The organism is Roseovarius sp. MBR-154 (genome assembly GCF_053628595.1).
Window position 1 is genome coordinate 36,051 of the sequence record NZ_JBRJGR010000003.1, and the last position, 25,747, is coordinate 61,797.

Consider the following 25,747-nt stretch of genomic DNA (forward strand, 5'->3'; position numbering starts at 1 on the left):
CGTTGCGGCTCAAAGCGCGTCGTCGTTGGTTTCGCCGGTGCGCACGCGCATGGCCTGTTGGATGTCGAGCACGAAGATCTTGCCGTCGCCGATCTTGCCGGTGCGGGCGGCCTTGGTGATGGCCTCCACCACCTGATCGGCCATTGCGGCGGAGACGGCTATTTCGAGCTTGATCTTGGGCACGAAATTCACGGCGTATTCTGCCCCGCGATAGATTTCGGTATGGCCCGACTGCGAGCCGAAGCCCTTGATCTCGGTGACCATCATTCCGCGCACACCGATATCGGTCAGCGCCTCGCGGACCTCCTCGAGCTTGAACGGCTTGATCGTTGCAATGATGAGTTTCACGTTGGTCCCTTTCGGTTTGCTCTCACTCAGCGCGCTGTTTGCAGGTGCAGAAAAGGCGCTGGAGGGAGAGTCTGGAAGGGAGAAGCGGGGAATTTGTCCGCTCGGCCGCGCAGCTTTGTCTAAAAAGTAGGCGGATAATTTAATATGCATAAAAACTGTGCAGATTGAAAAAGTGGAACTGGTGCGTCGGCTCTCTACATTTGGTGATGCGCAGGGTAAACTGGGTCAAACAAACGATGGCCGGGCAGGGCGAGCATGAGCAATTCAGAACGGCGCAAACCGCCATTGGTGGCCCCGAAGCGGAGCCGCAAGGCGACCAAATCGACACTTGCACGACGCAGCACCGCCAAGCGCAAGCCGCAGCGTCGGGCGCGGTCGCGTAACCCGTTGGTGCGGCTGGCGCGCGCGATCCTCGGCTTTGTCTGGCGTGTGCTCTGGGCCATCGGCTGGCGGGTGACGGCGGTGGTGGTGATCATCGTCGGGCTGGCGGTGGCCTATACCTACACGACCCTGCCGGAATACAAGACGCTGATGGACGGGCGCGCACGCGGTTCGGTCACGCTGCTGGATCGCGAGGGGCAGGTGTTTGCCTGGCGTGGCGATCAGTTTGGCGGTGTCGTCACCGCAGAGACCGTGAGCCCGCATCTCAAGAACGCGGTGATCGCCACCGAGGACCGGCGCTTCTACCTGCATCCCGGCGTCGATCCCATCGGTATCGCCAGCGCCATGCGCATCAACCTGCGCGAGGGGCGCGGACCCTTGCAGGGCAACGGCGGTTCGACCATCACGCAGCAGACCGCGAAGCTGCTGTGCTTCGGCGTCAAATTCGATGAGAGCAAATGGACCAGCGAGACCGAGTACGTGGCCGATTGCCGCCGCACCTCGCTGTGGCGCAAGGTCAAGGAAGCGGTCTATGCCATGGCGATGGAGGCCAAGTATACCAAGAACGAAATCCTCACCGTCTATCTCAACCGCGCCTACCTGGGGGCCGGGGCCTATGGGGCCGAGGCCGCGGCGCAGCGCTATTTCGGCAAATCCGCAGCTAGGCTGAACGCCGCCGAGGGGGCGATGATCGCGGGGCTGCTGACCGCGCCTTCGACGCTCGCACCCACAGCCAATCTTGAACGCTCGCAGAACCGCGCCTCGGTCGTGGTCGGGCTGATGCGGCGGCAGGGCTTTCTGAGCGACAACGATGCCGCCGTCGCTCTCGCCAATCCCGCTGAATTGTCCGAGGCCGCGCAGCGGCAGGCGGGCGGCTATTTCGCCGATTGGGTCATGGCCTCGGGGCCTGAATTCTTCACCCGCGACACCACCGAGGACGTGATCATCAAGACCACGCTCGATCAGCGGCTGCAACGCGCCGCTGAGGAGGCGCTCGATTTCGTGTTTGACGAGAAGGTGCGCGATGGGTCCAAGGCGCAGGCCGCCATCGTGGTGATGAGCGCCGATGGTGCGGTGCGTGCCATGGTGGGCGGGCGCAAGACCAAGGTGATCGGGGCCTTCAACCGCGCCACGCAGGCCAATCGGCAGACCGGCTCGGCGTTCAAGCCTTTTGTCTACGGAACCGCGCTGGAACTGGGGTACAGCCACGATTCAGTGGTGGTCGACGAGCCCTATTGCCTCAACATTCCGGGGTCGGGCCGCTGGTGCCCGGAGAATTACACGCGCGATTACAAGGGGCGCGTCACGCTCACGCAGGCTCTGGCTCAGTCGATCAATGTGCCTGCGGTCAAGGTGTCCGAGAGCGTGGGTCGCGATCTGGTGCGCAAGGTTGCGAGCGATTTTGGCATCGAAAGCGATCTCGCCGCCGGTCCGGCGCTGGCATTGGGCGCATCCGAAAGTACGTTGCTGGAGATGACAGGCGCCTATGCCGGAATTCTCAACGGCGGGTCTTCGGTGGCACCGTATGGTCTGACCGAGCTCAGACTGCTGGGAGAGGATGAGCCGATGATGGGCGCAGGCGGCGGGATTGGCGAGCGGGTCATTCAGGAGAGCGCCGCGCGCGAGCTCATTTACATGATGAGCCGCGTGATTGATGGCGGCACCGGCAGCCGCGCGAAACTGCCCGACCGCGAGGCGGCGGGCAAGACCGGCACCACGCAGGCGGCGCGCGACGCGTGGTTCCTCGGCTTTACTGCCGATTACGTGGCCGGTGTCTGGATGGGCTATGATGACAACACGCCGCTCACCGGTGTGACCGGAGGCGGCCTGCCCGCCGAGATATGGCGCGAGACCATGGTGCGGGTGCATGAGGGCGTGCCGCCCACGCCGCTGCCGATGCTCCGCCCCGTACCGCGCCGCGAACCGGCCCCCACACCGCAACGACGGGCACCGGTGGCCGGAGGCAACCCGATCGAGAATGTGTTGCGCAGCATCTTTGGCAATTGAGTCGCCGCTCAGTCCTCGCAGCGAACCTCGACCCGGCGATTGAGCGTGCGCCCGGCCTCGTCGTCATTGCTGGCGATGGGCTCGTCCTCACCACGTCCCGCGGCCGAGAGCGCGACCGGATCGAGCCCGAGCGCCACAAGCGCCGCCACCACGGATTGTGCGCGCCGCTGCGACAGGTCGCGGTTATAGTCAGCGGCACCCTCGGCCGAGGCATGGCCGATGATCTCGATCCGCGCCGCCCCGGCCGCCGAGAGCCCGCCATGAAGCCGGGCGATCAGCGGCTGCGACGTGGCGCGGATCACATCCGAATCGTAATCGAAGCCGATACCGTGGATGATCGAGCCGCATCCCAGATGCGGTGGCGCGGGTGCGGGGCACACGGCGGGGCCATCCACCGTCGCCCCGTCATAGGGTTTGAATGGCGCGCCATTGCTCGAGCGCAGGCCGCGCAAGGTGCCATCCGACCCGGTCATCAGGATGAATTGCGACTTGATCCCGGCCGCATCCTGACCTAGCGCGCGCAGCACCCGACCTTCGACGGTGCCGCTCAGCCGCCCATTCGCATCATAGCAGCCCGACACGACCGCCCCCTCCTGCGCCAGTTCGAGCTTGACGCCGCGGCCCTTCCAGATGCCGCCGAAACCGGTTGCGAGCTCGGCGTCGCGCTGCGTGCCCTCGCCGATCAGTTCCGAAAACTCGAAGAATGTCTTGTCGCGCTCGACCCTGATCCCGTCCGAGAGCCGCAGCCGCAGCCACCGCACCTCCGGCTGATCCGGGGCGAGCGTGAGGTCGGTTTGCAGCCCCGCCTCTGCATGGGTCTCAAGCCGCCCGGAGGCGAGCGGCAGCCAAGGCCCCTCTGTCGAGGCAGAGGCCCCCTCGACCACGACAGTGGCAAAGAATGTTTGCGAGGGGCTGGGGGTCTCGGCGATGCCGGGCACTGCGAAACGGCTGAATCGCGTCGGTGACGGCAGGGAATAGGTGAAGAGCACGGCATCTCCGGGGCCGCCGGGCTTGCCGGTCATCGATACCTTGCCCGGGTTGCCGTCGATCAGGCTGATGGCTGCGGCCATGTCGACCCGCATGTCAGTGCCCTGCAATTCGACAGACAGTGGCAACACACCTTGCGCGAAGGTCATCAGGTCGGGGACTGCGCGCTCTTGCGCCGGTGCGGGTGACGCACCGAGGACGCAGAGGCCAAGCCCCGCCATTGCCGATTTGACGAAACGCGATGCAGGCATTCTCAGACCTCGAAAGCGACCTGACACGGATGTGTCGCGTCGGATCATATTTCGAGGACACCGCTTGACGCAATTATATTTCTCAAAGCGCGTCTTTCGCGCGCCGCTCGGCCCCGGCATACAGGGTCGACCGGATCATCCGGCCTGTTTGAGATCCTGGATCAGCGCGTCGATATCGCCGTTGCGCCGGTCGAGCATGGCGCCGACCTCGGTGCGTTCGCTCAGGCGCAGGCTGATGCCTTCGATGATCATGTCGAAGAACTTGTCCTGCCCGGACCGGTCCGACACCAGAAAGCTCACCTCGAAGGGCGATTCGCCGGGCAGGTAGGCGGTGGATTTCACCTCATGCCAGGACTTGACCTGCTTGACGCTGTTGACCTCGATCCGACCGCCCCGGAACTCGTTGAAGCGTTTGCCGTATTTGCGCGCAACATAGCCGCGGAACGCCTCGGTATAGGCGCGCATTTGCGCCGCCGAGGCGCGTCTAGCGTCAGCCCCGAGTGTCGAGCTTGCGATAATGCTCACGTCGGCATATCGGGTGAAGATGCCCTCGAACTCGTTGATCATGCCTGAGAGCGGCTTGCCTGAGGTAATCACCCGGTTGATCTCGCTGACCACCTGGTCGACGAGGGACCGGGCACGCTGTTCGGTCAGCGCATGCAGCGGCATGGGCGCGAGGAGCGTGCCTGCCACGGCAAGGCCAGACGCGAGAAAACGGCGGCGGGAAGTGTTACTGGTCATAGGGATCCTCCAACGTGGGGGCAGGGGTTACACTATCATCATATGGGTCATATGGATCGTCATACACCCCCCCCTCGGTGCCGCCCAGTTCGAACCGCCGGTTTTGCAGGTAGATTGAGCGGGATTGCGCGTAGCTGTCGGCGCTTTCATAGAGAATCGCGTCGATCGTGTCGGTGAACTTGCTTCGCCGCGACAGGCCCGCAGCGACCCCTGATCCGGTCAGTGCGAGGCTCTCGGGGCTAGGCACCAGATACGTGAGCGGGTTGCTGAACACATCGACAAAAATGCCGTAGGTGTCGCGCTGTGTGGACGGGCCAAGCAACGGCAATTCGATATAGGGGCCTTCCTTGGCCCCCCAGACATGCAGCGTCTGGCCGAAATCGGTATTGGTGCCCGCCGGCATGCCCATTTCGCTCGCCGGATCGAAGAATCCACCGAGGCCGACGGTGGTGTTGACGACGAATCGCGCGCTGTCGGTGATCGCTCCGCGCATGTTGAGTTGCAGCACGTTATTCACGATATCGCTCGGCAGCGAGGTATTGACCGCGAACCGCACGATGCCGGTTTCGATATCGTCCGGAATCACGGTGTCGTAGCTTATAGCCACCGGACGCACGAGCGAGCGGTCGAGATTCCTGTTGAAATCGTGCATCCGACGATTCTCCTGCTCGTACGGGTCGTACACATCGCGCTTCACTTGCGCATCCTGCGACGGCTGTGCACATGACGAGAGCACCATGATCGCAGCTAGGGCCATGGCTTGGGCGACACGTCGCCCGTTTTTTTGTCTGATTGGCATCAAGTTAAATTCCACAGTCAAACCGTTGTCGTAAACTTGCATAACTGATTAGCCCCTGAAACCCATCATCCTGACATGTGGGTTCACAATTATGTGGCAGAATGGCGACAGGGCATGCTAACCACGGGCATACTTGCCCACAAAGATGCAATGTACAACATGACGATTGGGAATGCGATTGAATAATCCAAGAATAGAGGCGGGTTACGAGGAGCTGCGCGCTGCGCGCCGCGAGAGCAGGGGACTGTACTGGTTCGTGGGCATCTTCAGTTTTTTTGCCAATCTTCTAATGCTGACCGGCCCGATCTACATGCTCCAGGTTTATGACCGGGTGCTGAGCAGCCGGTCGGTCGAGACGCTGATCGCGTTGTCGATTCTTGTCCTCTTTCTCTACACGATGATGGCGCTGCTCGACTATGCGCGCGGTCGTATCATGGGGCGCGTGGGCGCGCGTTTTCAGGCGCGTCTGGACCGGCGGGTCTTCGACGCGGTGATCCGCAAATCCGCTGTGCGGCCCGATGAGCGGACGGCCACTGGCCTGCGCGATCTAGAATCAGTGCAGCGGCTACTGACGTCGCCGGTACTGCTGGCGCTGTTCGACATGCCCTGGGCGCCGTTCTTCGTGGCAGCGATCTGGGTCTTTCACCCATGGCTGGGCGCGCTCGCGGTGTTGGGCGGCGGCCTGCTGATCGTCGTGACGGTGATCAACCAGGCGGTGACCCGGCGTCCCGCGCGCCGCGCCGGTGCGGCCGGTGTCCAGTCCGAGGCGATTTCGGACCGGCTACGGTCCGAGGCGGAAATGGTGCAGGCCATGGGTATGCGTGACGCCGCCTTCAGCCGCTGGCAGCAGTCCCGCGAGGTGGCTCTGAACGAACAGCTGCGCGCCGCCGATCTCGGGGGCAGTTTCACAAGTGGTACCAAGGCGTTTCGTCTCTTGCTGCAATCGGCGATGCTGGGTGTGGGGGCTTTGTTGGTGCTGCAGGGCGAGTTGACCCCGGGCGCGATGATCGCGGGCTCGATCCTGCTGGGCCGGGCGCTGGCACCGATCGAGCAGGCCATCGGCCAATGGCCGCTTGTGCAGCGTGCCAAGCAGGGTTGGGACAGCCTGGCCGAATTGCTTGGCGATGTCCCGCCCGAAGCCCCGCGCACGCCGTTGCCGACGCCGCGCGCGCGTCTTGAGGCACAGCACCTCACCGTGGTGCCCCCGGGCGAGAGCCAGGCGGCGCTGAAATCCGTCACCTTCCGGATCGATCCCGGGCAGGCGGTGGGCATCATCGGCCCCTCCGGGGCCGGCAAATCGACCCTGGCACGCGCGCTTACCGGTGTCTGGCGGCCTGCGGGGGGCAAGATCCGGCTCGACGGGGCCGCGCTCGATCAATACGAGCCGTCGGTGCTGGGCCAGCATGTCGGCTATCTGCCGCAGCGCGTGCAGCTTTTCGATGGCACCATCGCCGAGAATATCGCGCGACTGTCGCCGTCGCCCGATGCCCAGATGATCGTGAAGGCCGCCAAACAGGCCGATGCCCACGAGATGATCCTGAAATTTCCCGATGGCTACGATACCCGCGTGACCGCCAGCGGCGGGCGGCTGTCGGGTGGCGAAATGCAGCGCATCGGCCTCGCCCGGGCGATGTATGGCGACCCGGTCATCCTGGTTCTGGACGAGCCGAACGCCAATCTCGACAATGCCGGCAGTGAAGCCGTCAACCACGCCATTCGCGGCTTCAAGGCGGCGGACAAGGTGGTTGTGGTCGTCGCGCACCGTCCCTCGATCATCAAGGAATGCGATCTCATCCTGATGCTCGAACAGGGCAATGTGCGCGCCTTCGGCCCGAGGGACAAGGTGCTGCGCGAGGTGCTTGAAAATCACAAGGATGTGGCCTCACCGAAAGTGGCGGGAGGTGTCCAATGAGCGGTGCCGGTAAAGGTGCAACCTGGTCCGTGCGGGCTCCGATGCTCGTCGGGCTGGTTGGTCTCATCACTTTGCTTGGCGGGTTCGGCACCTGGGCGGGCATGACCCAGATTTCCGGCGCGGTGATCGCCAGCGGACGCATTGAGGTGGATCAGAACCGTCAGGTCGTCCAGCATCCGGATGGCGGCGTCGTGGAGAAAATAGAGGTGGCCGAGGGCGAGACCGTCGAGGCAGGCGAGGTGCTGGTGCGGCTCGACCCGACGGAGCTGCGCTCGGAACTTTCCATCATCGAAAACCAACTTTCCGAACTCATGGCGCGCCGCGCTCGGCTTGAAGCCGAGCGGGATGGGCGCGACACTCTGAAATTCGCCCCGCTGCTGCTGGAAATGGCGCGCACCAACCCGGATGCGCGCGATCTGATGGAGGGTCAGCAGACCTTGATGACGGCGCGTGCCGAGTCCATGACCGCGCGCATCGACCAGTTGAGCAAGCGCCGGGACCAGATCATCGACCAGATCAAGGGCATTGAGGCGCAGCAGGTCGCCCTGACTCGGCAACTCGAATTGATCGCAAAGGAGTTGGCCGACCAGCAATCCTTGCTGGACCGCGGTCTGGCGCAGGCCACCCGCGTGCTCGGGCTGCAACGCGAGGAGGCCCGGCTAACGGGAACCATGGGAGAGCTTGCGTCGCAGAAGGCACAATCCGAGGGACGGATTACTGAGATTGACCTCGAAATCCTCACCATGCGCACGGAGCAGCGCGAAGAGGCGGTCACGACCCTGCGGGATCTGCAATTCCGCGAACTGGAACTGGGCGAACAGCGTCGCGCGCTTCTCGAACGCCTGAACCGGCTCGACATCACGGCCCCGGCGACGGGTATCGTCTATGATCTGCGGGTGTTCGCCCTGCGCTCGGTCATCCGGCCCGCCGACCCGCTGATGTATGTGATCCCGCAGGATCGTCCGCTCGTCATCAATGCCGAGATCGACAGCATCCATGTCGACAAGCTCCATATCGGGCAGGAGGTGACGCTGCGCTTTTCCGCACTCGATCAGCGCACCACGCCCGAACTGTTCGGGCGGGTCACCCGGATTTCCGCCGATGCGTTTGAGGACGAACAAACCCGCGCCAACTATTACCGCGCCGAGGTCGTGCTCAACGACGGCGAGCAAGAGCGTCTGCCGGAAGGCGTGACGCTGGTGCCCGGCATGCCGGTTGAGACCTTCATCCGCACCGAGGATCGCACCCCGATCGCCTATCTGGTCAAGCCGTTCACGGATTACCTCGCCAAGGCGTTCCGCGAATAGCGCCCGCGGTTTTCGGATTTTCATTGCCAGCGTCTGCGGCTAGCGTCGCCGCAAACACATCACGGGAGAAACTGACATGAGCCAGTTCGAGAATAAACTTGCCGAAATGGGCGTGACCCTGCCCGAGGCTCCGGCTCCGGCCGCCAATTACGTGCCCTACGTGCAGGCGGGTGACATGCTCTATGTCTCGGGCCAGATCGCTAAGGACGGCGACACGCTGCTCACCGGCAAGCTGGGCGCAGACATGGATGTCGAGGCGGGGGCCGCGGCGGCGAAGGTCTGCGCGATTGCCCTGCTGGCGCAGGTCAAGGCGGCTTGCGGCGGCGATCTCGACCGGCTTGTGCGGGTGGTGAAACTCACCGGTTTCGTCAATTCCACCGCCGATTTCACCCAGCAACCGGCAGTGATCAACGGTGCCTCGGATTTCATCGGCGAGGCGTTGGGCGATGCGGGCAAGCACGCCCGCGCCGCCGTCTCGGCCCCCTCGCTGCCCTTTGACGTGGCGGTCGAGATCGACGGGGTGTTCCAGATCAGATGAGCGCACTGCCAGAGGTTCTTCGCCGCGTGCCGCTGGCGCATCGCGGTCTGCATGACGTGTCGGATGCCCGCCCAGAGAACTCGCGCGCCGGGATCACGGCGGCGATCGCGGCGGGCTACGGGATCGAGATCGACCTGCAACTCAGCCGCGACGGGCAGGCGATGGTGTTTCACGACTACGACCTTGGCCGCCTGACGTTTGACATCGGCTCGGTGCGACAGCGCGACGCCACCGACTTGGCGGCCATTCCGCTCAAGGGCGGCGAGGAGGGCATTCCTGACCTACCCGAGATCCTCAGCCTCGTCGCAGGCCGCGTGCCGCTACTGATCGAGTTGAAGGATCAGCACGGCCAGATGGGCGACACCTGCGGCACGCTGGAAACGGCCACTGCGCAGGCGCTCGCGGGCTATGACGGGCCGGTGGCGGTGATGTCCTTCAATCCGCATATGGTGCTGCGGATGGCCGCGCTCGCCCCGGATATCCCGCGCGGGATCGTGTCCTGCGGCTACACGCCCGAGGACTGGCCGACATTGAGCGCCGAGACCCGGGAGTACCTTCGCCGGGTGCCGGACTATGGCCCGAGTGGCTCGGTCTTCGTCAGCCATGATGTGAACGATCTGGCGAACCCTCGGCTGGCCGAGTTGCGCGCAGACGGCGCTGCAATCCTGTGCTGGACGGTGCGCAGTCCAGAGGTAGAGGCCCGCGCCCGCGCAGTGGCCCATAACATCACCTTCGAGGGCTATCTACCCGATATTCCGGCTTGATCCACGCGAGGCGCAGCCCAGATAGAGCCAGGCATGTCACGGGGCCAACAGCATGAGCGACAGCGAGATCACGATCAGCCTGCACGAGCGGATCGCCGATATTCCGGCGGCGGTCTGGGATGCCTGTGCCTGCCCAGAGGCCGCAGATGGCCGTGCCGAGGACCCGTTCACAACGCATCGTTTTCTCAAGGCGCTGGAGGATAGCCGCTCGGTCGGCACCGGCAGCGGCTGGCATCCGCATTACATGACCGCCGAGGTGGGCGGACAGGTGATCGCCTGCGCGCCGCTCTACCTCAAATCCCACAGCCAGGGCGAATACATCTTCGACCACAACTGGGCCCATGCCTATGAGCGCGCGGGCGGGCGCTACTACCCGAAATTCCAGATCGCGGTGCCGTTCACCCCGGTCACCGGGCGGCGCTTTCTCACCCGATCAGGGTTCGAGGCGGCGGGGCGCGCGGCGCTGATCGAAGGGGCCACGCAGGTGGCCGAACGCAACGGGATTTCCTCGCTGCATGTCACCTTCTGCACCGAGACCGAGGCCGAGGCAGGCGCAGCGCTTGGCCTCATGCCCCGCCGCACGCAGCAATATCACTGGATCAATCGCGGCTACGGCGGTTTCGACGCCTTCCTTGCCGATCTCTCGTCGCGCAAGCGCAAGACCATCCGCAAGGAGCGCGCCCGCGCGCAAGGCTTCGGCGGCGAGATCGTGGCGCTGACCGGCGATCAGATCCGGCCCGAGCATTGGGATGCGATCTGGACCTTCTACCAGGACACCGGCGCGCGCAAATGGGGTACGCCCTACCTCACTCGTCGCTTTTTCGAGCACGCGCATGCGACACTGCGCGACGATATCCTGCTGGTGCTGGCACTGCGCGAGGGGCAGCCAGTGGCGGGCGCGATGAACTTCATTGGCGCGTCGGCATTATATGGCCGCTACTGGGGCTGCATCGAGGATCACCCCTGCCTGCATTTCGAACTCTGTTACTATCAGGCCATGGAATTCGCCATTGATCACGGGCTGCAAAGGGTAGAGGCTGGCGCGCAGGGCGAACACAAGCTGGCGCGCGGCTATCTGCCGGTGGCCACGCAGTCGCTGCACTGGCTGCGCGATCCAGGCTTTGCCGAGGCGGTCGCGCATTACCTGGAGGCCGAACGCGCCGCCGTGGACGAGGATATCGAGGTCCTCACAGGCTATGGCCCGTTCCGAAAAACCACGATGGAGGATCAAGAATGAGCGACAAGCTGAGCGATACCGCGCGCAAGACGACGCTGGAGCCGCTTCTGGAAAACGGCTGGAGCATGGTCGAGGGGCGCGATGCGATCCAAAAGACGTTCAAGTTCGGGGATTTCACCGAGGCGTTCGGCTTCATGACCCGCGCCGCGATCTGGGCCGAAAAATGGAACCACCACCCAGAATGGTTCAACGTCTACAACAAGGTTGAGATCACCCTGACCACCCATGACGTGGACGGCCTCAGTTCGCTCGACGTCAAGCTCGCGCGCAAATTCGACGGGCTCGCGGGCTGAGCCGTCGCAGTGTGAGTATTTGGGCCAAGAAGAAACACAGCGCGGTTTCTTCTGGCCGCAAATATCCCGGGGAGCGCGAGGGACTGGCCCCTCGCACCCGGCGTCAGGGTCAGATCTCGGCCAGCAGTGATTCGCCTGCGGTCACTTCGCAGGTGCCGGGGTTCTCCTCGACATGCAGCACCTTGACGGTGCCGTCCTCGACATACATCGCATAGCGCTTGGACCGCGCCAGAAGGCCCGCGGGCGGCGCGTCGAAATCCATCCCGATCGCCTTGGTGAAGGCGCTTTGCGGGTCGCCGAGCATGGTTATGCCCGCCTCGCTCGCGCCGGTCGCCTCGCCCCAGGCGCTCATCACGAAGGGATCGTTGACGCTGACGCAGATGATCTCGTCCACGCCCTTGGCGTCGAATTCTCCCTTGGTGCGCACGAAGCTGGGGACATGTGCTGCGGAACAGGTCGGCGTGTAGGCGCCGGGCACGGCGAAGATCACCACTTTGCGGCCTGCGGTCTTGGCGCTGAGCGCCACCTCTTCGGGGCCGTTCTCGCCCAATGTCAGCAGGGTCGCGTCGGGCAGTTTGTCGCCAGTGGAAAGGGTCATGGTCGCTCCTTGTCGTTCCGGTGGATTGCGTGTGGATGTAGATATAGGCGGATGGTAGGCAGGTGACCACGGGAAACTCGGGAGATCAAGATGGCAGGTGTCGTTGTGGTGGGGGCAGGGCAGGCGGGGGCCTCATTGGTCGCGAAGCTGCGCAGCGAGGGCTATGACGGCCCGGTCACCCTGATCGGTGAAGAACCGGTGCCACCCTATCAGCGCCCGCCGCTCTCAAAGAAATACCTCTTGGGCGACATGGCTCGGGAGCGACTCTACCTGCGGCCCGAGAGTTACTATGCCGAGGCGGGAATCGACTTGCGCACCGGCCTGCGCGTGACGGGCATCGACCGGGCGGCGCAAGAGGTAGTGATGGGCGAGGAACGGCTTGGTTATGAGCACCTCGTGCTGGCCACCGGCTCTCTGCCGCGGCGTCTGCCCGCTGCAATCGGCGGCGATCTGGGCGGCGTGCATGTGGTGCGGACGCTCGCGGATGTAGACGCGATGGCCCCGGGGTTTCGGTCGGGAGCAAAGGTGCTGATCGTCGGCGGTGGATATATCGGGCTCGAGGCGGCGGCGGTGGCGGCCTCGCGTGGCATGCAGGTGGTTCTGGTCGAGATGGCCGAGCGTATCCTGCAACGGGTCGCCGCCCGCGAAACCTCAGATTACTTCCGCGCGCTGCATACCCGCCACGGCGTGGACATTCGCGAGGGCGTGGGGCTGGAGCGGCTGCTGGGCGACGGCCATGTCAGCGGCGCGTGGCTATCGGACGGATCTGAGTTGGACGTGGACATGGTGATCGTCGGGGTCGGCATCCTGCCCGATACGCGGCTTGCCGAGGCCGCCGGGCTGGAGACCGACAACGGCATCGCCGTCGATGCGCAGGGCCGCACCTCGGACCCGGCGATCTGGGCGGTGGGCGATTGCGCGTCGTTCCCGCATCAGGGCGGGCGGCTGCGGCTTGAAAGCGTGCCCAATGCCATCGACATGGGCGAATGCGTGGCGGGCAATATCATGGGCCGTGCGCAGGGCTACGTGCCGCAGCCGTGGTTCTGGTCGGATCAATACGATGTGAAATTGCAGATCGCCGGGCTCAGCACCGGCTATGACCGGATCGTGACCCGCGACGGCGGCGCGGCGATGTCGTTCTGGTACTACCGGGGCGATCAGTTGCTGGCCGTCGACGCGATGAACGACCCGCGCGCCTATATGGTGGGCAAGCGGCTGATCGACGCCGGGAAATCCGCCGACCCGTTGCTGGTGGCCGATGCCGGGGCCGATCTCAAACCGCTCTTGAAACCGTGAGGATCATCGGCGGCACGCATCGCGGGCGGGCGCTCGCCAGTGTCGGCAAGGGCGATACGGCGGCGCATTTGCGCCCCACATCCGACCGGGTGCGCGAGAGCCTCTTCAACGTGCTGGCGGGGGGCTATGGCGATCCGGTGACGGGGGCGCATGTGCTCGATATCTTCGCGGGCACCGGAGCACTCGGGCTTGAGGCGCTGTCACGCGGCGCCGAAGGGGTGAGCTTTATCGAGAGCGGACGCAAGGCGCTGTCCCTCCTACGCCAGAATATCGGCCTCTGCCGGGCCGAGGCGGCGTGCCGGGTGGTTGCTCAGGACGCGCGCAAGCCGGGAGTGAACCCCGGCACCCCGCATGATCTGGTGTTCCTCGATCCGCCCTATGGCAAGGCGCTGGGCGAGGCGGCGCTGGCGGCGGCATTGGCCGGGGGCTGGGTGTCCGAGGCGGCGCTGATCGTCTGGGAAGAGAGCGCCCCGATCACCCCGCCCGACGGCCTGCGCCTGATCGAAGAGCGGCGCTATGGCGATACGATGATCCGGTTTCTGGAGCGGGGGTAGGGTGCACGGCCGCGTCAGCAGTTGGGGATGTTCACCGCCAGCCCGCCCAGGGACGTTTCCTTGTATTTCTCGCTCATGTCGGCGCCGGTCTGGCGCATCGTCTCGATACAGGCGTCGAGCGGCACGAGGTGGGTGCCATCGCCGCGCAGCGCCAGGGACGCCGCCGAGACGGCCTTGATCGCGCCCAGGCCGTTGCGCTCGATGCAGGGCACCTGCACGAGGCCGCGCACCGGATCGCAGGTCATCCCGAGGTGATGCTCGAGCGCGATCTCGGCTGCGTTCTCGATCTGGGCGGGCGTGCCGCCCAGCACCGCCGCGAGCCCCGCCGCGCCCATGGCAGAGGCAGAGCCCACCTCGGCCTGACACCCCGCCTCGGCGCCCGAGATCGACGCGTTGAACTTGACCAGCCCGCCGATCGCCGCCGCGGTCAGCAGGAATTCCTCGATCTGGGCCTCATGCGCGCCCGGCACATGCTCCAGCCAGTACTTGATCACTGCGGGCACCACCCCCGCAGCCCCATTGGTGGGGGCCGTCACCACTTGTCCGCCGGCGGCGTTCTCCTCATTCACGGCCATCGCGTAGGCGCTCATCCAGTCGTTGATCTTGTGCGGCGCGCTCAGGTTCGTGCCGCGCTCGGCTATCAGCGCGTCGCGGATGCCTTTGGCGCGGCGGCGGACATTCAGCCCGCCGGGCAGGATGCCGTCGGTGCTCAGCCCGCGTTCGATGCAGTCGTCCATCACCTGCCAGATCCGCGCCACGCCCGAGCGCAGGTTCTCCGGCCCGCCACGGGCCACCTCGTTGGCGCGTTTCATCTCGGCGATGGTCTTGCCCGAGCGTTCGGCCATCTCCAGCATCTCGACCGCCGTCTTGAACGGGTAGGGCACCGGGTCCCCCTCGTCGGTATTGCGGCCCGCCGCCAGTTCGCCTTCGGTCATCACAAAGCCGCCCCCGATGGAATAATAGGTCTCTTGCAAGATCACGTCGCCCTGTGCGTCGGTGGCCATCAGGATCATGCCATTGGCATGGCCGGGCAGGTTGGGGCCGAAATCGAAGATCAGGTCGTCCTTGGGATGGAACGCCAACTCCGGCAAGCCCGGGGGCGTGACGGTATGGGTCTCGCGGATCTGCTCCAGCGTGGTCTCGGCGGCCTCGGCGTCATAGGTGTCGGGGCGATAGCCCGCGAGCCCGAGGATCGTGGCGCGGTCGCTGGCGTGGCCCACCCCGGTGAAGGCGAGGCTGCCATGCAGCGATCCCTTGAGCCCGGCGTAGTGAAACGGCTCGGCGCGCATCCGGTCGAGAAAGCGCGCGGCGGCCACCATCGGCCCCATCGTATGCGATGAGGACGGGCCGATGCCGACCTTGAACATGTCGAAGACGGATAGAAACATGTGGCGCTCCGTTCGGTCGCGGGTGGGTCGCAGGGGTTATCCCCGCATCCTGCAACAGCTACTTGTCCGAAAGCGACCCTTCAAGGGCGGCGCGCTGACATGTGAGCGGATCAGAGCGCCGCACCCTCCGGCGGGTCGGCCGGCACGGGGGCGGAAAAGGGGCGGTGCCCCAGCCCTTCGGCGCGGGCGCCGGCCTGAGCGCTTTCGCGGGTTTCCAGCGCCTGCGCCATGGCCTGCAGGCGCGGCCAGCGGGCGAGGTCGAACCAGCCAGTTTCCCCCGCCGGGTAGAGCGCCAGCCAGCGCAGGGCAGGGCCGAGATAGAGGACGATCACGGTGGGATTGGTACCGCGGAAGAGGTCTGGATGGGCCTTTGCCGTTGCTTCCAGCGTGTCGAGATGGCGGGCGGCCTCGGTCTGCATATGGGCGCGCAGCCGGGCCTGATCTCTGGCGTCTGCGCCTGCATACTGGTCGGGATAAAAGATCATCCGCATCGCCGGGTGCAGGGTGTTTGACAGGAAAAACAGCCACTTGAGCAGCGTCCCCCGTGCGGGATCCTCCGGGGCAGGGGCGAGCGCGCCGTGCCGGTCGGCAAGCCATAGCAGGATCGCGCCGGTCTCGAAAAGCGCGCCATCGGGCGTCTCCAGCACCGGGATCAGACCTGCGGGATTGAGCGCCAGATAGGCGGGCGATTTCTGCGCCCGCACGCGGCGATCAACCAGCACGGTCTCATAGGACACGCCCAGTTCCTCCAGCGCGAGGCGGATGACGAGCGAGGCGTTGTCGGGTGCGTAATGCAGGCGGTAGGTCATGGCGCGACCCTATCGGGGCCTGCGCCCGCGCCTTGCCGGAAAGCGACGCCGCTCAGCCCTTTTCGCCCACATTCTCGGCGAAGGCGGCGTCAAACGCGGCCTTCTTCTCGGCATCGGCGTCGATCTGGTAGCGCGCTTTCCACTGGTCGTAGGGCATGCCGTAGAAGATTTCGCGCGCCTCGTCCTTGGTCATTTCGATGCCCTTGGCATGGGCGGCCTCCTGATACCAGCGGCTCAGGCAGTTGCGGCAAAACCCTGCGAGGTTCATCAGGTCGATATTCTGCACATCGGTGCGCTTTTCCATCAGGTGACCGCGCAGGGTGCGGAACGCGGCGGCTTCGAGTTCGATCCGGGTCTGGTCGTCCATGATGTCTCTCCTCTGTGTTCGCTCAAGATGTGACGCGCGCGGGCCGCATGCAAGCCCCGTCAGACGCCGACCTTGCCCGCCACCTCGGTCAGGATGGGGGCAAGGCGCGCGGCCCATGCGGCCTGTTGCGCGGGCGTCTCGATCAGGTCGTTGCGCAACTCAATGAGCACGTTGGGCCGTTCATGGGCAATCGCGTGGCGCGCGATGGCATCGCCGGGCAGGTGCCCGCCATAAGGCTCGTTGTCGCCAACGCAAAGATCCGGCTCCTCGCGCAGGCGCGCCAGCAGCGGGCGGGCAAATCGCGTGTCGGCGGCATAGAGCAAGCCGATATGCCAGGGCCGTGGCGGGCGGCCTCTGAACTGCGGGGTGAAGCTGTGGACCGACACGATCACGGTGTCGTCGCGCCGCGCCGCAAGCTCCGAAAGCGCAGTGTGATAGGGTCGGTAAAGCCGGTTCAGACGGCGCTCGATCTCGGGCCCGTCGGCGTGGCGATTGGCCGGGACCACGGTGCCGTCATAAAGTTTCATCACCAATGTGGGGTCGTCCTCGCCCCGGTTCGGGTCGATCACCAGACGCGAGAAATTCGACAGGATCGCGGGGCCGTCCAGCGCCTGCGCCAGCCCCCGCGCCACCCCGGCCGCACCCACGTCATAGGCGATGTGGCGGGCCATGTCCGCAGGGGCGACGCCCAGGCACCCGCCATTGACGAAGGGCGGCACCGTGTTGGTCGCGTGATCGCAGGTCACGAGCCAGCGTGAGGCGCGTGTCGCCCCGTCGATTTCATAAGGCTGATAGATCATCGTGTTGGATTTCCCTTGGTCTTCCTCTAGGACAGTTGCGCCGGGATGTGAATTGCGCAATAAGGCGATTGAAGCCTGTGTTAGCGATAACATCGCTTTTGGCAAGGCACCGGAAAGACGAGAGACGAAGGAGCACAGATGAGACGCCACCGCAATGTCAAGATCGTGGCCACGCTTGGCCCCGCCTCTTCGGATTACGACACCATTCGCGCCCTGCACGAGGCCGGGGCGGATGTCTTTCGCCTCAACATGAGCCACGGCGAGCACGCCGATATCGCCGAGCGTCATCGCATCATTCGCCAGATCGAAGAGGATACGGGCAGTCCGATTGCCATTCTCGCTGATCTTCAAGGCCCCAAACTGCGGGTTGGCACTTTTGCACGCGGGGAAGAGGAACTGGTCGAAGGGGCCGCGTTCCGTCTCGACCTCGATGAGGCCGAGGGCGACGCCTCGCGTGTGAACCTTCCGCATCCCGAGATTTTTGCCGCATTGGAGCCGGGCGCGGATCTGCTGGTCAACGATGGCAAGATCCGGTTGAGGGTGCGCACCTGCGGGCCAGACCATGCCGATTGCGAGGTGATCGCGGGTGGCACGATCTCGAATCGCAAGGGTGTGAACGTGCCCGACGTGATCCTGCCGCTGGCCGCGCTGTCGGACAAGGATCGCGCCGATCTGGAATTCGTGTGTGAACTGGGTGTTGACTGGCTCGCACTGAGCTTCGTGCAGCGGCCCGAGGATGTGAACGAGGGGCGGGTTCTGGTGAACGGTCGCGCCGCGATCATGTCCAAGATCGAAAAACCTGCGGCGGTGAAATGCTTTGACGACATTCTCGCGGTCAGCGACGGCATCATGGTGGCGCGCGGCGATCTGGGGGTGGAATTGCCGGTGCAGAACGTGCCGCCGATTCAGAAACGGCTGGTGCGTAAATGCCGCGCGGCGGCCAAGCCGGTGATCGTGGCGACGCAGATGCTCGAATCGATGATCGAGAGCCCGATGCCCACCCGCGCCGAGGTTTCGGACGTGGCGACCGCGATCTACGAGGGCGCGGACGCGATCATGCTTTCGGCGGAATCGGCGGCCGGGGATTACCCGGTCGAGGCGGTGCAAACGATGGACAATGTCGCCCGCGAGGTTGAGAACGACCCCACCTATCGCGAGGTGATAGAGGCCAGCCGCCGCGCCGACCGGCAGACCGTGGCTGACGGTATCGTCGCCGCCGCCCGCGAGATCGCCGAGACCACCGACATCAAGGTGATTTGCTGCTACACCGAATCGGGGACAACCGCCCTGCTGACCGCGCGCGAGCGGCCAAAGGTGCCGATCATCGGCCTGACCAGCCTGCGCGGCACTGCGCGGCGTCTGGCGCTGACATGGGGCGTGCATCCGGTGATGACCGGCGAGCTTACCCGCTTCAAGATGGCGGTGATCAACGCTGCCCGCGCCGCCCGCGCCGAGGGCTATGCCGAGGAGTCCGATCAGATCGTGGTCACCGCCGGGGTGCCCTTCAACGTGCCGGGCACCACCAACATCCTGCGCGTCGCCCCCTGTCAGGAAAGTTTGATTTACGCTACCGATCCAGGCTAAACTGGCTCGATTGTGGGCAAACGATGCCCCGGAGGCGTGTCATGGATTCCGATCTTGCGATGGCTGTCGGCATGGTGCTCGGGGTGTTTTCAATCCCCTCCATTCTCTCGGCCCTGTCCGACCGGCGGGCGCCGAGGGTCGCCGCCTTTACCCTCATTACAAGCGGCGGGCTGATCCTCTGGGCGATTGGAACCAAGCCGGGTGGCTACAGCTTCTCGGACCTGCCGCATGTGCTGATCTCGGTGATCGCCCGTTATATCTGATCGACGCATGAAATACAGTGCCGGCCCCTTGAACAAATCCCGGTGTCCGCGTATACGGCGCGCTCTATCCGCAGGACCGGCCAGACGTGGCATGCCGAGTCGTGCGTCCCTACCGACCTAGAAAAGGAGCCGGAAATGCCCAAGATGAAGACAAAATCGAGCTGCAAGAAGCGGTTCAAGGTGACGGCCTCTGGCCGCGTGGTGGCCGCCCAGGCGGGCAAGCGCCACGGCATGATCAAACGCACCAACAAGTTTCTCCGTAACGCGCGTGGCACCACCACGCTCAGCAAAGCCGACGAAGGTATCATCAAGCCGATGATGCCCTACGCACGCTAAGCCCCAAGGAGGATTTGAAAGATGTCACGCGTCAAAGGTGGGGTTGTTACCCACGCCCGTCACAAGAAAGTCGTCAAGGCCGCCAAGGGTTACTATGGCCGCCGCAAGAACACCTTCAAGGTGGCCGCACAGGCCGTCGACAAGGCCAACCAATACGCCACGCGCGACCGCAAGAACCGCAAGCGAAATTTCCGCGCTCTGTGGATCCAGCGGATCAATGCCGCTGTGCGCGCTCATGATGACGGGCTGACCTATTCGCGCTTCATCAACGGGCTGACCTTGGCCGGGGTCGAAGTCGACCGCAAGGTGCTCGCAGATCTTGCCGTGCACGAACCCGCCGCCTTCGGCGCGATTGTGGATCAGGCGAAGGGTGCGCTGGCCTCCTGAGCCGGGTCGCATCGAGGGACAGAAAGGACGCCGTCCGGGTTCGTGACCCGGGCGGCGTCTTACTGTTCCGAGGTCCGTGCAACGGCGCGTCGCATGCTCCGGGGGCTGCGGGCTGCTTGTTTGAAACCGCGCCGCTTTCTCCTCTTGACCGCCTTTGCGCAAAACCATATCTCAACGGCTCAGATGCGGGTATGGTGAAAAGGTATCACGAAAGCTTCCCAAGCTTCAGTTACGGGTTCGATTCCCGTTACCCGCTCCAGCCTGCTCACCACACAGATACTCGCGCGTGACCGGCACCACGCCGTGTCGCTTGGTCAGTTGGAACTGGAACACCACGTGGTGCCCGTCGCGAAAGCTCATCTCCGAGGCGACGAGGTAGAACCGCCACATCCGGCAGAATTTCTCGTCAAAGAGCGCGCGCGCCTTGTCGATGTTGGCGTCGAACCGGTCGAGCCAGTCGCGCAGCGTGTCGGCGTAATGCAGGCGCCAGACTTCGAGATCGGTGATCATCAGCCCTTCGCGCTCGATCACCGGCGCGACCTCTGACAGCGCGGGAACATAGCCGCCGGGAAAGATGTATTTCGCAATCCAGGGACTGGTCGAACTGGGCGGGGCCGAACGCCCGATCGTATGGATGACCGCCACTCCGTCCTCGGTCAGCAACTCGCGGATCTTCTGGAAATAGCTGTGGTAATGCGGCACGCCGACATGTTCGAACATGCCCACCGAGACGATTCGGTCGAATTGTCCCTTCACGTGGCGGTAATCCGTCAGCTCGAACCGCGCCCTGTCCGCCAGCCCCGCCTTTTCGGCCCGGGCATTGGCCATCTTGTGCTGCTCCTCCGACAGGGTGACGCCGGTCACCTCGGCCCCGTGCTGCCCCGCCAGCGTCAGCCCCATGCCGCCCCAGCCACAGCCGATATCGAGCACGCGCATCCCCGGCTCGATCAGCATCTTGGCCGCGATATGCGCCTTCTTGGCGGCCTGTGCCTCTTCCAGCGTCATGTCGGGGCGCGCGTAATAGGCACAGGAATATTGCCGGTCCTCATCAAGGAAAAGGTCATAGAGGTCGCCCGAGAGGTCATAGTGATGCGCCACGTTGCGGCGCGACCGCGCGGCGGGGTTGTGCTGTGCAACCCGCTTGAGCAATTTGCGCAACCGCTTGATGGCGCGCAGCAGAAGGGGCGGGCGGCTGCCCTTGCCCATGGTCTTGACCAGCGACAGAAAGCCATGCAGATCGTCCCCGTCGAGCGAGAGCCGCCCCTCCATATAGCCCTCGCCCGCAGCAAGCTCGGGCTTCAGAAGCATCTGGCGCACTATGGTCTCGTCATGCAGGTGCAGCCCCACCGGAGAGCCGCTGCCATCGCCATAATCGCGGCGCGTGCCATCGGGATAGGTGACGGCGAGGCTGCCCTTGCGGACGAGCGCGCGCAGGAAACGGTCAAGCAGATGGCTCCACATCGGGCAACTCCTGAACGGCGGGTTGGCGCGCACCTTGGGGCAGGCATGCGGCCCTGTCCACGGGGCACCCGCCCGGCTGGCGCAAATGTGACCGAAGGATCACGCGATGCGGCGTTCCGGTGGCGTGTCGGGGTGTGCCTCTCGGCCCTGACCGTCGCGATAGAGGTACTCGCGCGTGAGCGGCACCGCGTCTTGTTTCGGGCTCATCTGGAACTGGAACACCACCTGATTGTTGAGCCGGAACGTCAGCTCGCTGGCGATCAGGTAATAGCGCCACATCCGGCAGAACCGCTCGTCATAAAGCGCGCGCACGCGGTCGATGTTGGCGTCGAACCGACGCCGCCACTCGCGCAGGGTCTCGGCGTAGTGCAACCGCCAGACCTCCACATCGGTGGTCACCAGATGGTGCCGTTCGACCGCCGCCATTGCCTCTGACATGGCCGGGCAATAGCCGCCGGGGAAAATATACTTGGTAATCCACGGGCTTGTCGCGCCGGGCGGCCCGGCGCGCCCGATGAAATGTATCAGCGCGATGCCGTCCGGTTTCAGCAGCCGCTCGACGGTGGCGAAGTAGGCGTCGTAATGCGGCACGCCGACATGTTCGAACATGCCGACCGAGACGATGCGGTCGAATGTCCCCGCCACGTCGCGGTAATCCATCAACTCGAACCGGGCCTTGTCCGCCAGCCCGGCTTTTTCGGCGCGGGCATTGGCCATGGCGTGCTGTTCGCGCGACAGGGTGACGCCAGTCACCTCGGCCCCGAAATCACGCGCCAGCGTCAGGCCCATGCCGCCCCAGCCACAGCCGATATCGAGCACCCGCATCCCCGGCTCGATCAGCAGTTTGCGGGCGATATGCGCCTTCTTGGCGGCCTGCGCCTCTTCCAGCGTCATGTTAGGCTGCGCGAAATAGGCGCAGGAATAATTGCGGTCCTCGTCGAGGAACAGATCGTAGAGTTCCCCCGAGAGGTCATAGTGATGAGCCACGTTCGAGCGTGCCCGCGTAACCGGGTTGAACTGGTCCAGTCGCCGCTTGAGCCAGCGCAGCGTCTCCAGCGGGCGGCGGAACCAAGGTTGGCCCTGTGCGGCGATATTCATGATCGCGAGACTGAGGAAGCCGTAGAGGTCATCGCCCTCGAAGGTGACGCTGCCGTCCATATAGCCCTCGCCAATCGCCATGTCGGGGGAAATCACGATCCGGCGTGGCAGGGAGGGATCGTGCAGCGTCACCGCCGCTTCGGGGCCATCACCGCCGGGGCCATAGCTGCGCGTCGCCCCGTCCGGATAAGTCACGCGCAAACGTCCACGTTTGAAAAGATGGGACAGAAATCCGTCCAGAGCCTTGGTCCACATGCTACACCTCATTTTCTTGCGCATGACCTGCGGCGCATCGTTATGGCGTATCAAACTTGTCCCTGTGCCCGCTTGTTCCGGGCCAGCCTGCTCGTGCGAAAGGTATTTTTACGCAATTACCCTGTTCTGTAAACGGTTTTGCCCGCAAGCGCCACGCCCCACCCTTGACTTTGCCGTCCCGCCAAGGTGTATCGGCCCGGACCGAAGAGACAGGCCCTCGAGGGCCCGGAGAGGATACCATGCACAGTTATCGCAGCCATTCCTGCGCAGATTTGACCAAGACCAACGTCGGCGAGACCGTGCGCCTTGCAGGCTGGGTGCATCGCATCCGCGACCACGGCGGGGTTTTGTTCATTGACCTGCGTGATCACTATGGCGTGACGCAGGTGCTTTGTGACCCCGACAGCCCGGTGTTTACGCAGGTGGAACGCTTGCGCAGCGAATTCTGCATCCGAATCGACGGCGAGGTGAAGGCGCGCGACGAGGGGCTGGTGAATCCGCGCATCCCCACCGGCGAGATCGAGGTTTTCATCCGCGACATGGAGGTTTTGGGCGCCGCGGCCGAATTGCCGTTGCAGGTCTTTGGTGATCAGGAATATCCCGAGGAATCGCGCCTGCGCTATCGCTATCTCGACCTGCGGCGCGAGGCGATGCAGCACAACATGACCCTGCGCTCGGACGTGGTGGCCGCGATGCGGCGGCGGATGTGGGATCAGGGCTTTCGCGAGTTTCAGACGCCGATCATCACGGCCTCAAGCCCTGAGGGCGCGCGGGACTTTCTGGTGCCAAGCCGCCTGCATCCCGGCAAGTTCTACGCCCTGCCGCAGGCTCCGCAACAGTTCAAGCAGCTGATCATGGTCTCGGGCTTTGACAAGTATTTCCAGATCGCGCCCTGTTTCCGTGACGAGGACCCGCGCGCCGACCGTTCGCCCACGGATTTCTACCAGCTTGACCTGGAGATGAGCTTTGTCGAGCAGCAGGACGTGTTCGACACGATCCAGCCGGTCATTCAGGGCGTGTTCGAGGAGTTTGGCGAGGGGGCCACGGTCGACAAGGTCTGGCCGCAGATCAGCTACCGCGACGCCGCCCTCTGGTACGGCACCGACAAGCCCGACCTGCGCAACCCGATCAAGATGCAGGACGTGTCGGAGCATTTCCGGGGCAGCGGGTTCGCCATCTTCGCCAAGCTCTTGGAACAGGACGGCACGCAGGTCCGCGCCATTCCCGCGCCGACGGGCGGCAGCCGCAAGTTCTGCGACCGGATGAACGCCTTTGCCCAGAAAGAAGGGCTGCCGGGGATGGGGTATATTTTCTGGCGAAAATGCGACCGGTCGCCTGTCTATGATGATGTCATGACAAAAATCGACGCTGGCGACACTGACTTTAGCCAATTCAATGCTGAATCGGAGCTTTACAAAAAATTCGAGTCTCAGATAGTCAACCTTCTTAAAGCGGGCGACCCATTGGATAAGATTAAGGCTCGGAAACTGGCTGAACTCTATCTGGGAGAGATCGAAGCCGCAGGCCCGCTGGCCAAGAATATCGGCCCCGAGCGGACCGAGGCGATCCGTCAGCAGCTTGGTCTTGGCGTGGGCGATGCGGCGTTTTTCCTCGGCGGTAAGCCGCAGACGTTCGAGCGGGTGGCGGGCAAGGCGCGCGATGTGATCGGCGAGGAACTGGGCCTGACCGAGAAGAACCGCTTTGCCTTTGCCTGGATCGTCGATTTCCCGATGTACGAGGCCGATGAGGACACCGGCAAGGTCGATTTCAGCCATAACCCCTTCTCGATGCCGCAGGGCGGGATGGACGCGCTGAACGGCAACCCGCTCGACGTGCTCGGCTACCAGTACGACCTGGCCTGCAACGGCTATGAGCTGGTCTCGGGCGCGATCCGGAACCACAAGCCCGAGATCATGTTCAAGGCGTTCGAGCTGGCGGGCTATGGCGAGGACGAGGTGCGCAAGCGGTTCGGCGGCATGGTCAATGCGTTCCAGTTCGGTGCGCCGCCGCATGGTGGCTGTGCGGCGGGGATCGACCGGATCGTGATGCTGCTGGCGGGTACGTCGAACATCCGCGAGGTCATCATGTTCCCGATGAACCAGCGCGCCGAAGACCTGATGATGAACGCGCCCTCCGATCCGACCAGCGACCAGCTGATGGAACTGGGTCTGCGCGTCATTCCGCAAGACTGATCGCGCTGATGGATCAGAGCGGCCCCCTCGGTCCGAAACTGGCGGATTGGCGGCCCCCGCCCGCCCCGGATGACACACCACTGGTCGGGCGCTACGCGCGCCTCGACCGGCTTGATGCGGATCGGCACGCGGGCGACCTGCACCGCGCGATGAGCGGCGATGCCTCGCTCTGGGATTACATGCCGTACGGGCCGTTTTCCTCGGCCTCGCAATACCACCGTTGGGCGCGCGAGGCGGCGGCGGGTGATGATCCGCTGTTCTATGCGATCAGCGATCTCGATGCTGGACAGGTCGGCGGCGTGGCCAGCTATCTGCGGATCAAACCGCAGGCGGGCAGCATCGAGGCGGGCCATATCAACCTTGCACCCGCCTTGCAGCGCACCCGAGCCGCGACCGAGGCGATTTACCTCATGATGGATTGGGCCTTTGGCGCGGGCTATCGCCGGTTCGAGTGGAAATGCGACGCCCTCAACATGCCCTCGCGCCGTGCGGCGCAGCGGTTGGGGTTGAGCTATGAGGGCACCTTCCGGCAGGCGACGGTGGTCAAGGGGCGCAACCGCGACACGGCGTGGTTCGCCACGATAGACGCCGAGTGGCCCGCGCTGAAAGAGGCGTTCGGCTTCTGGCTGGATCCTGCGAATTTCGACGCGGGCGGTCGGCAGCGAGAGCGTCTTGGCGCGTTGACCCGGTTGGTACGCGTCGCCTCGGACCCGGCGCAAGGCGGTGGCTGACGGTCCATGTGGCGCCCCGGCGAGGGCGCAGGGCTTTGCGTCAACCGCGCCCTGACCAGCCCC

26 protein-coding genes and 1 tRNA gene are annotated in these 25,747 nt (G+C 64.5%); 16 read left to right on the plus strand and 11 right to left on the minus strand.

What is annotated here, in order from left to right; all coding sequences use genetic code 11:
• Positions 1–9 precede the first annotated feature (9 nt).
• Positions 10–348, minus strand: coding sequence for a P-II family nitrogen regulator (locus ACSSV4_RS05145; protein WP_074785879.1), 339 nt, complete (start codon positions 346–348; stop codon positions 10–12).
• Positions 349–603: 255 nt separating this feature from the next.
• On the opposite strand from ACSSV4_RS05145, the gene ACSSV4_RS05150 reads away from it, so the two are divergent.
• The gene (locus ACSSV4_RS05150; protein ID WP_454273922.1) at positions 604–2,736 is read left to right on the plus strand and encodes a transglycosylase domain-containing protein; all 2,133 of its coding nucleotides are present in this window, start codon (positions 604–606) and stop codon (positions 2,734–2,736) included.
• A gap of 8 nt (positions 2,737–2,744) precedes the next feature.
• On the opposite strand, the gene ACSSV4_RS05155 is transcribed toward ACSSV4_RS05150, so the two are convergent.
• The 3 genes from ACSSV4_RS05155 to ACSSV4_RS05165 all read right to left on the minus strand — a co-directional run bounded on the left by ACSSV4_RS05155 (position 2,745) and on the right by ACSSV4_RS05165 (position 5,556).
• Positions 2,745–3,974 carry an OmpA family protein gene (locus tag ACSSV4_RS05155; RefSeq protein ID WP_454273923.1) on the minus strand — a complete coding sequence of 410 codons (1,230 nt, stop codon included), beginning with the start codon at positions 3,972–3,974 and terminating at the stop codon, positions 2,745–2,747.
• A gap of 135 nt (positions 3,975–4,109) precedes the next feature.
• Entirely contained in the window at positions 4,110–4,715 is a 606-nt protein-coding gene (locus ACSSV4_RS05160; RefSeq protein WP_454273924.1) for an MlaC/ttg2D family ABC transporter substrate-binding protein, read from the minus strand.
• On the minus strand, positions 4,705–5,556 hold the full coding sequence (locus ACSSV4_RS05165) for an MlaA family lipoprotein (protein WP_454273925.1): 852 nt from the start codon (positions 5,554–5,556) through the stop codon (positions 4,705–4,707). The genes ACSSV4_RS05160 and ACSSV4_RS05165 overlap by 11 nt, the downstream gene beginning before the upstream one ends.
• A gap of 130 nt (positions 5,557–5,686) precedes the next feature.
• Between ACSSV4_RS05165 and ACSSV4_RS05170 the strand changes: the two genes are divergently transcribed.
• From ACSSV4_RS05170 to ACSSV4_RS05195, 6 genes are all read left to right on the plus strand, one after another.
• A complete protein-coding gene (locus tag ACSSV4_RS05170) occupies positions 5,687–7,426 on the plus strand; it encodes a type I secretion system permease/ATPase (RefSeq protein WP_454273926.1) in 1,740 nt (579 codons plus the stop codon).
• Positions 7,423–8,733: an HlyD family type I secretion periplasmic adaptor subunit gene (locus tag ACSSV4_RS05175; RefSeq protein ID WP_454273927.1), complete on the plus strand. Its 1,311-nt coding sequence runs from the start codon at positions 7,423–7,425 to the stop codon at positions 8,731–8,733. The genes ACSSV4_RS05170 and ACSSV4_RS05175 overlap by 4 nt, the downstream gene beginning before the upstream one ends.
• A 76-nt stretch (positions 8,734–8,809) precedes the next feature.
• Positions 8,810–9,271, plus strand: coding sequence for a RidA family protein (locus ACSSV4_RS05180; RefSeq protein ID WP_454273928.1), 462 nt, complete (start codon positions 8,810–8,812; stop codon positions 9,269–9,271).
• Positions 9,268–10,035, plus strand: a complete 768-nt coding sequence (locus ACSSV4_RS05185) for a glycerophosphodiester phosphodiesterase family protein (RefSeq protein ID WP_454273929.1) — start codon at positions 9,268–9,270, stop codon at positions 10,033–10,035. Before ACSSV4_RS05180 ends, ACSSV4_RS05185 begins: the two co-directional genes overlap by 4 nt.
• A gap of 52 nt (positions 10,036–10,087) precedes the next feature.
• Complete coding sequence (locus ACSSV4_RS05190) at positions 10,088–11,272, plus strand: GNAT family N-acetyltransferase (protein ID WP_454273930.1); 1,185 nt, start codon at positions 10,088–10,090, stop codon at positions 11,270–11,272.
• Positions 11,269–11,565 carry a 4a-hydroxytetrahydrobiopterin dehydratase gene (locus ACSSV4_RS05195; RefSeq protein ID WP_454273931.1) on the plus strand — a complete coding sequence of 99 codons (297 nt, stop codon included), beginning with the start codon at positions 11,269–11,271 and terminating at the stop codon, positions 11,563–11,565. Before ACSSV4_RS05190 ends, ACSSV4_RS05195 begins: the two co-directional genes overlap by 4 nt.
• Before the next feature lie 109 nt (positions 11,566–11,674).
• Here the strand turns inward: ACSSV4_RS05195 and ACSSV4_RS05200 are convergent, their stop codons facing one another.
• Positions 11,675–12,163: a redoxin family protein gene (locus ACSSV4_RS05200; protein WP_454273932.1), complete on the minus strand. Its 489-nt coding sequence runs from the start codon at positions 12,161–12,163 to the stop codon at positions 11,675–11,677.
• Between the two features lie 90 nt (positions 12,164–12,253).
• On the opposite strand from ACSSV4_RS05200, the gene ACSSV4_RS05205 reads away from it, so the two are divergent.
• Positions 12,254–13,459 (plus strand): NAD(P)/FAD-dependent oxidoreductase, encoded by a 1,206-nt coding sequence (locus ACSSV4_RS05205; protein WP_454273933.1) that lies wholly within the window; start codon positions 12,254–12,256, stop codon positions 13,457–13,459.
• Entirely contained in the window at positions 13,456–14,013 is a 558-nt protein-coding gene (gene rsmD, locus ACSSV4_RS05210; RefSeq protein ID WP_454273934.1) for a 16S rRNA (guanine(966)-N(2))-methyltransferase RsmD, read from the plus strand. Before ACSSV4_RS05205 ends, rsmD begins: the two co-directional genes overlap by 4 nt.
• 14 nt (positions 14,014–14,027) lie before the next feature.
• Here the strand turns inward: rsmD and ACSSV4_RS05215 are convergent, their stop codons facing one another.
• The 4 genes from ACSSV4_RS05215 to ACSSV4_RS05230 all read right to left on the minus strand — a co-directional run bounded on the left by ACSSV4_RS05215 (position 14,028) and on the right by ACSSV4_RS05230 (position 17,377).
• Positions 14,028–15,401 carry an L-serine ammonia-lyase gene (locus tag ACSSV4_RS05215; RefSeq protein WP_454273935.1) on the minus strand — a complete coding sequence of 458 codons (1,374 nt, stop codon included), beginning with the start codon at positions 15,399–15,401 and terminating at the stop codon, positions 14,028–14,030.
• 110 nt (positions 15,402–15,511) lie between these two features.
• Positions 15,512–16,210: a glutathione S-transferase family protein gene (locus tag ACSSV4_RS05220; RefSeq protein WP_454273936.1), complete on the minus strand. Its 699-nt coding sequence runs from the start codon at positions 16,208–16,210 to the stop codon at positions 15,512–15,514.
• 52 nt (positions 16,211–16,262) lie between these two features.
• Complete coding sequence (locus ACSSV4_RS05225) at positions 16,263–16,577, minus strand: DUF1244 domain-containing protein (protein WP_454273937.1); 315 nt, start codon at positions 16,575–16,577, stop codon at positions 16,263–16,265.
• A gap of 59 nt (positions 16,578–16,636) precedes the next feature.
• Positions 16,637–17,377, minus strand: a complete 741-nt coding sequence (locus ACSSV4_RS05230; protein WP_454273938.1) for an N-formylglutamate amidohydrolase — start codon at positions 17,375–17,377, stop codon at positions 16,637–16,639.
• Positions 17,378–17,515: 138 nt separating this feature from the next.
• Here ACSSV4_RS05230 and pyk point away from each other — a divergent pair, with 138 nt between their 5' ends.
• The 5 genes from pyk to ACSSV4_RS05255 all read left to right on the plus strand — a co-directional run bounded on the left by pyk (position 17,516) and on the right by ACSSV4_RS05255 (position 20,206).
• Positions 17,516–18,961: a pyruvate kinase gene (pyk, locus tag ACSSV4_RS05235; RefSeq protein ID WP_454273939.1), complete on the plus strand. Its 1,446-nt coding sequence runs from the start codon at positions 17,516–17,518 to the stop codon at positions 18,959–18,961.
• Positions 18,962–19,002: 41 nt separating this feature from the next.
• A complete protein-coding gene (locus ACSSV4_RS05240; protein WP_454273940.1) occupies positions 19,003–19,224 on the plus strand; it encodes a hypothetical protein in 222 nt (73 codons plus the stop codon).
• Between the two features lie 135 nt (positions 19,225–19,359).
• Positions 19,360–19,560, plus strand: a complete 201-nt coding sequence (gene rpmI / locus ACSSV4_RS05245; protein WP_080454996.1) for a 50S ribosomal protein L35 — start codon at positions 19,360–19,362, stop codon at positions 19,558–19,560.
• Positions 19,561–19,581: 21 nt separating this feature from the next.
• Positions 19,582–19,947 (plus strand): 50S ribosomal protein L20, encoded by a 366-nt coding sequence (rplT, locus tag ACSSV4_RS05250; protein WP_454273941.1) that lies wholly within the window; start codon positions 19,582–19,584, stop codon positions 19,945–19,947.
• Positions 19,948–20,132: 185 nt separating this feature from the next.
• Positions 20,133–20,206: transfer RNA gene (locus ACSSV4_RS05255), tRNA-Gly, on the plus strand.
• Here the strand turns inward: ACSSV4_RS05255 and ACSSV4_RS05260 are convergent.
• Both ACSSV4_RS05260 and ACSSV4_RS05265 read right to left on the minus strand, forming a co-directional pair.
• The gene (locus ACSSV4_RS05260) at positions 20,173–21,408 is read right to left on the minus strand and encodes a class I SAM-dependent methyltransferase (RefSeq protein ID WP_454273942.1); all 1,236 of its coding nucleotides are present in this window, start codon (positions 21,406–21,408) and stop codon (positions 20,173–20,175) included. The genes ACSSV4_RS05255 and ACSSV4_RS05260 overlap by 34 nt on opposite strands.
• A gap of 99 nt (positions 21,409–21,507) precedes the next feature.
• Complete coding sequence (locus tag ACSSV4_RS05265; protein WP_454273943.1) at positions 21,508–22,761, minus strand: class I SAM-dependent methyltransferase; 1,254 nt, start codon at positions 22,759–22,761, stop codon at positions 21,508–21,510.
• Between the two features lie 239 nt (positions 22,762–23,000).
• On the opposite strand from ACSSV4_RS05265, the gene aspS reads away from it, so the two are divergent.
• Both aspS and ACSSV4_RS05275 read left to right on the plus strand, forming a co-directional pair.
• Positions 23,001–24,953: an aspartate--tRNA ligase gene (gene aspS, locus ACSSV4_RS05270; RefSeq protein ID WP_454273944.1), complete on the plus strand. Its 1,953-nt coding sequence runs from the start codon at positions 23,001–23,003 to the stop codon at positions 24,951–24,953.
• 8 nt (positions 24,954–24,961) lie between these two features.
• Complete coding sequence (locus ACSSV4_RS05275; protein WP_454273945.1) at positions 24,962–25,684, plus strand: GNAT family N-acetyltransferase; 723 nt, start codon at positions 24,962–24,964, stop codon at positions 25,682–25,684.
• Positions 25,685–25,747 lie beyond the last annotated feature (63 nt).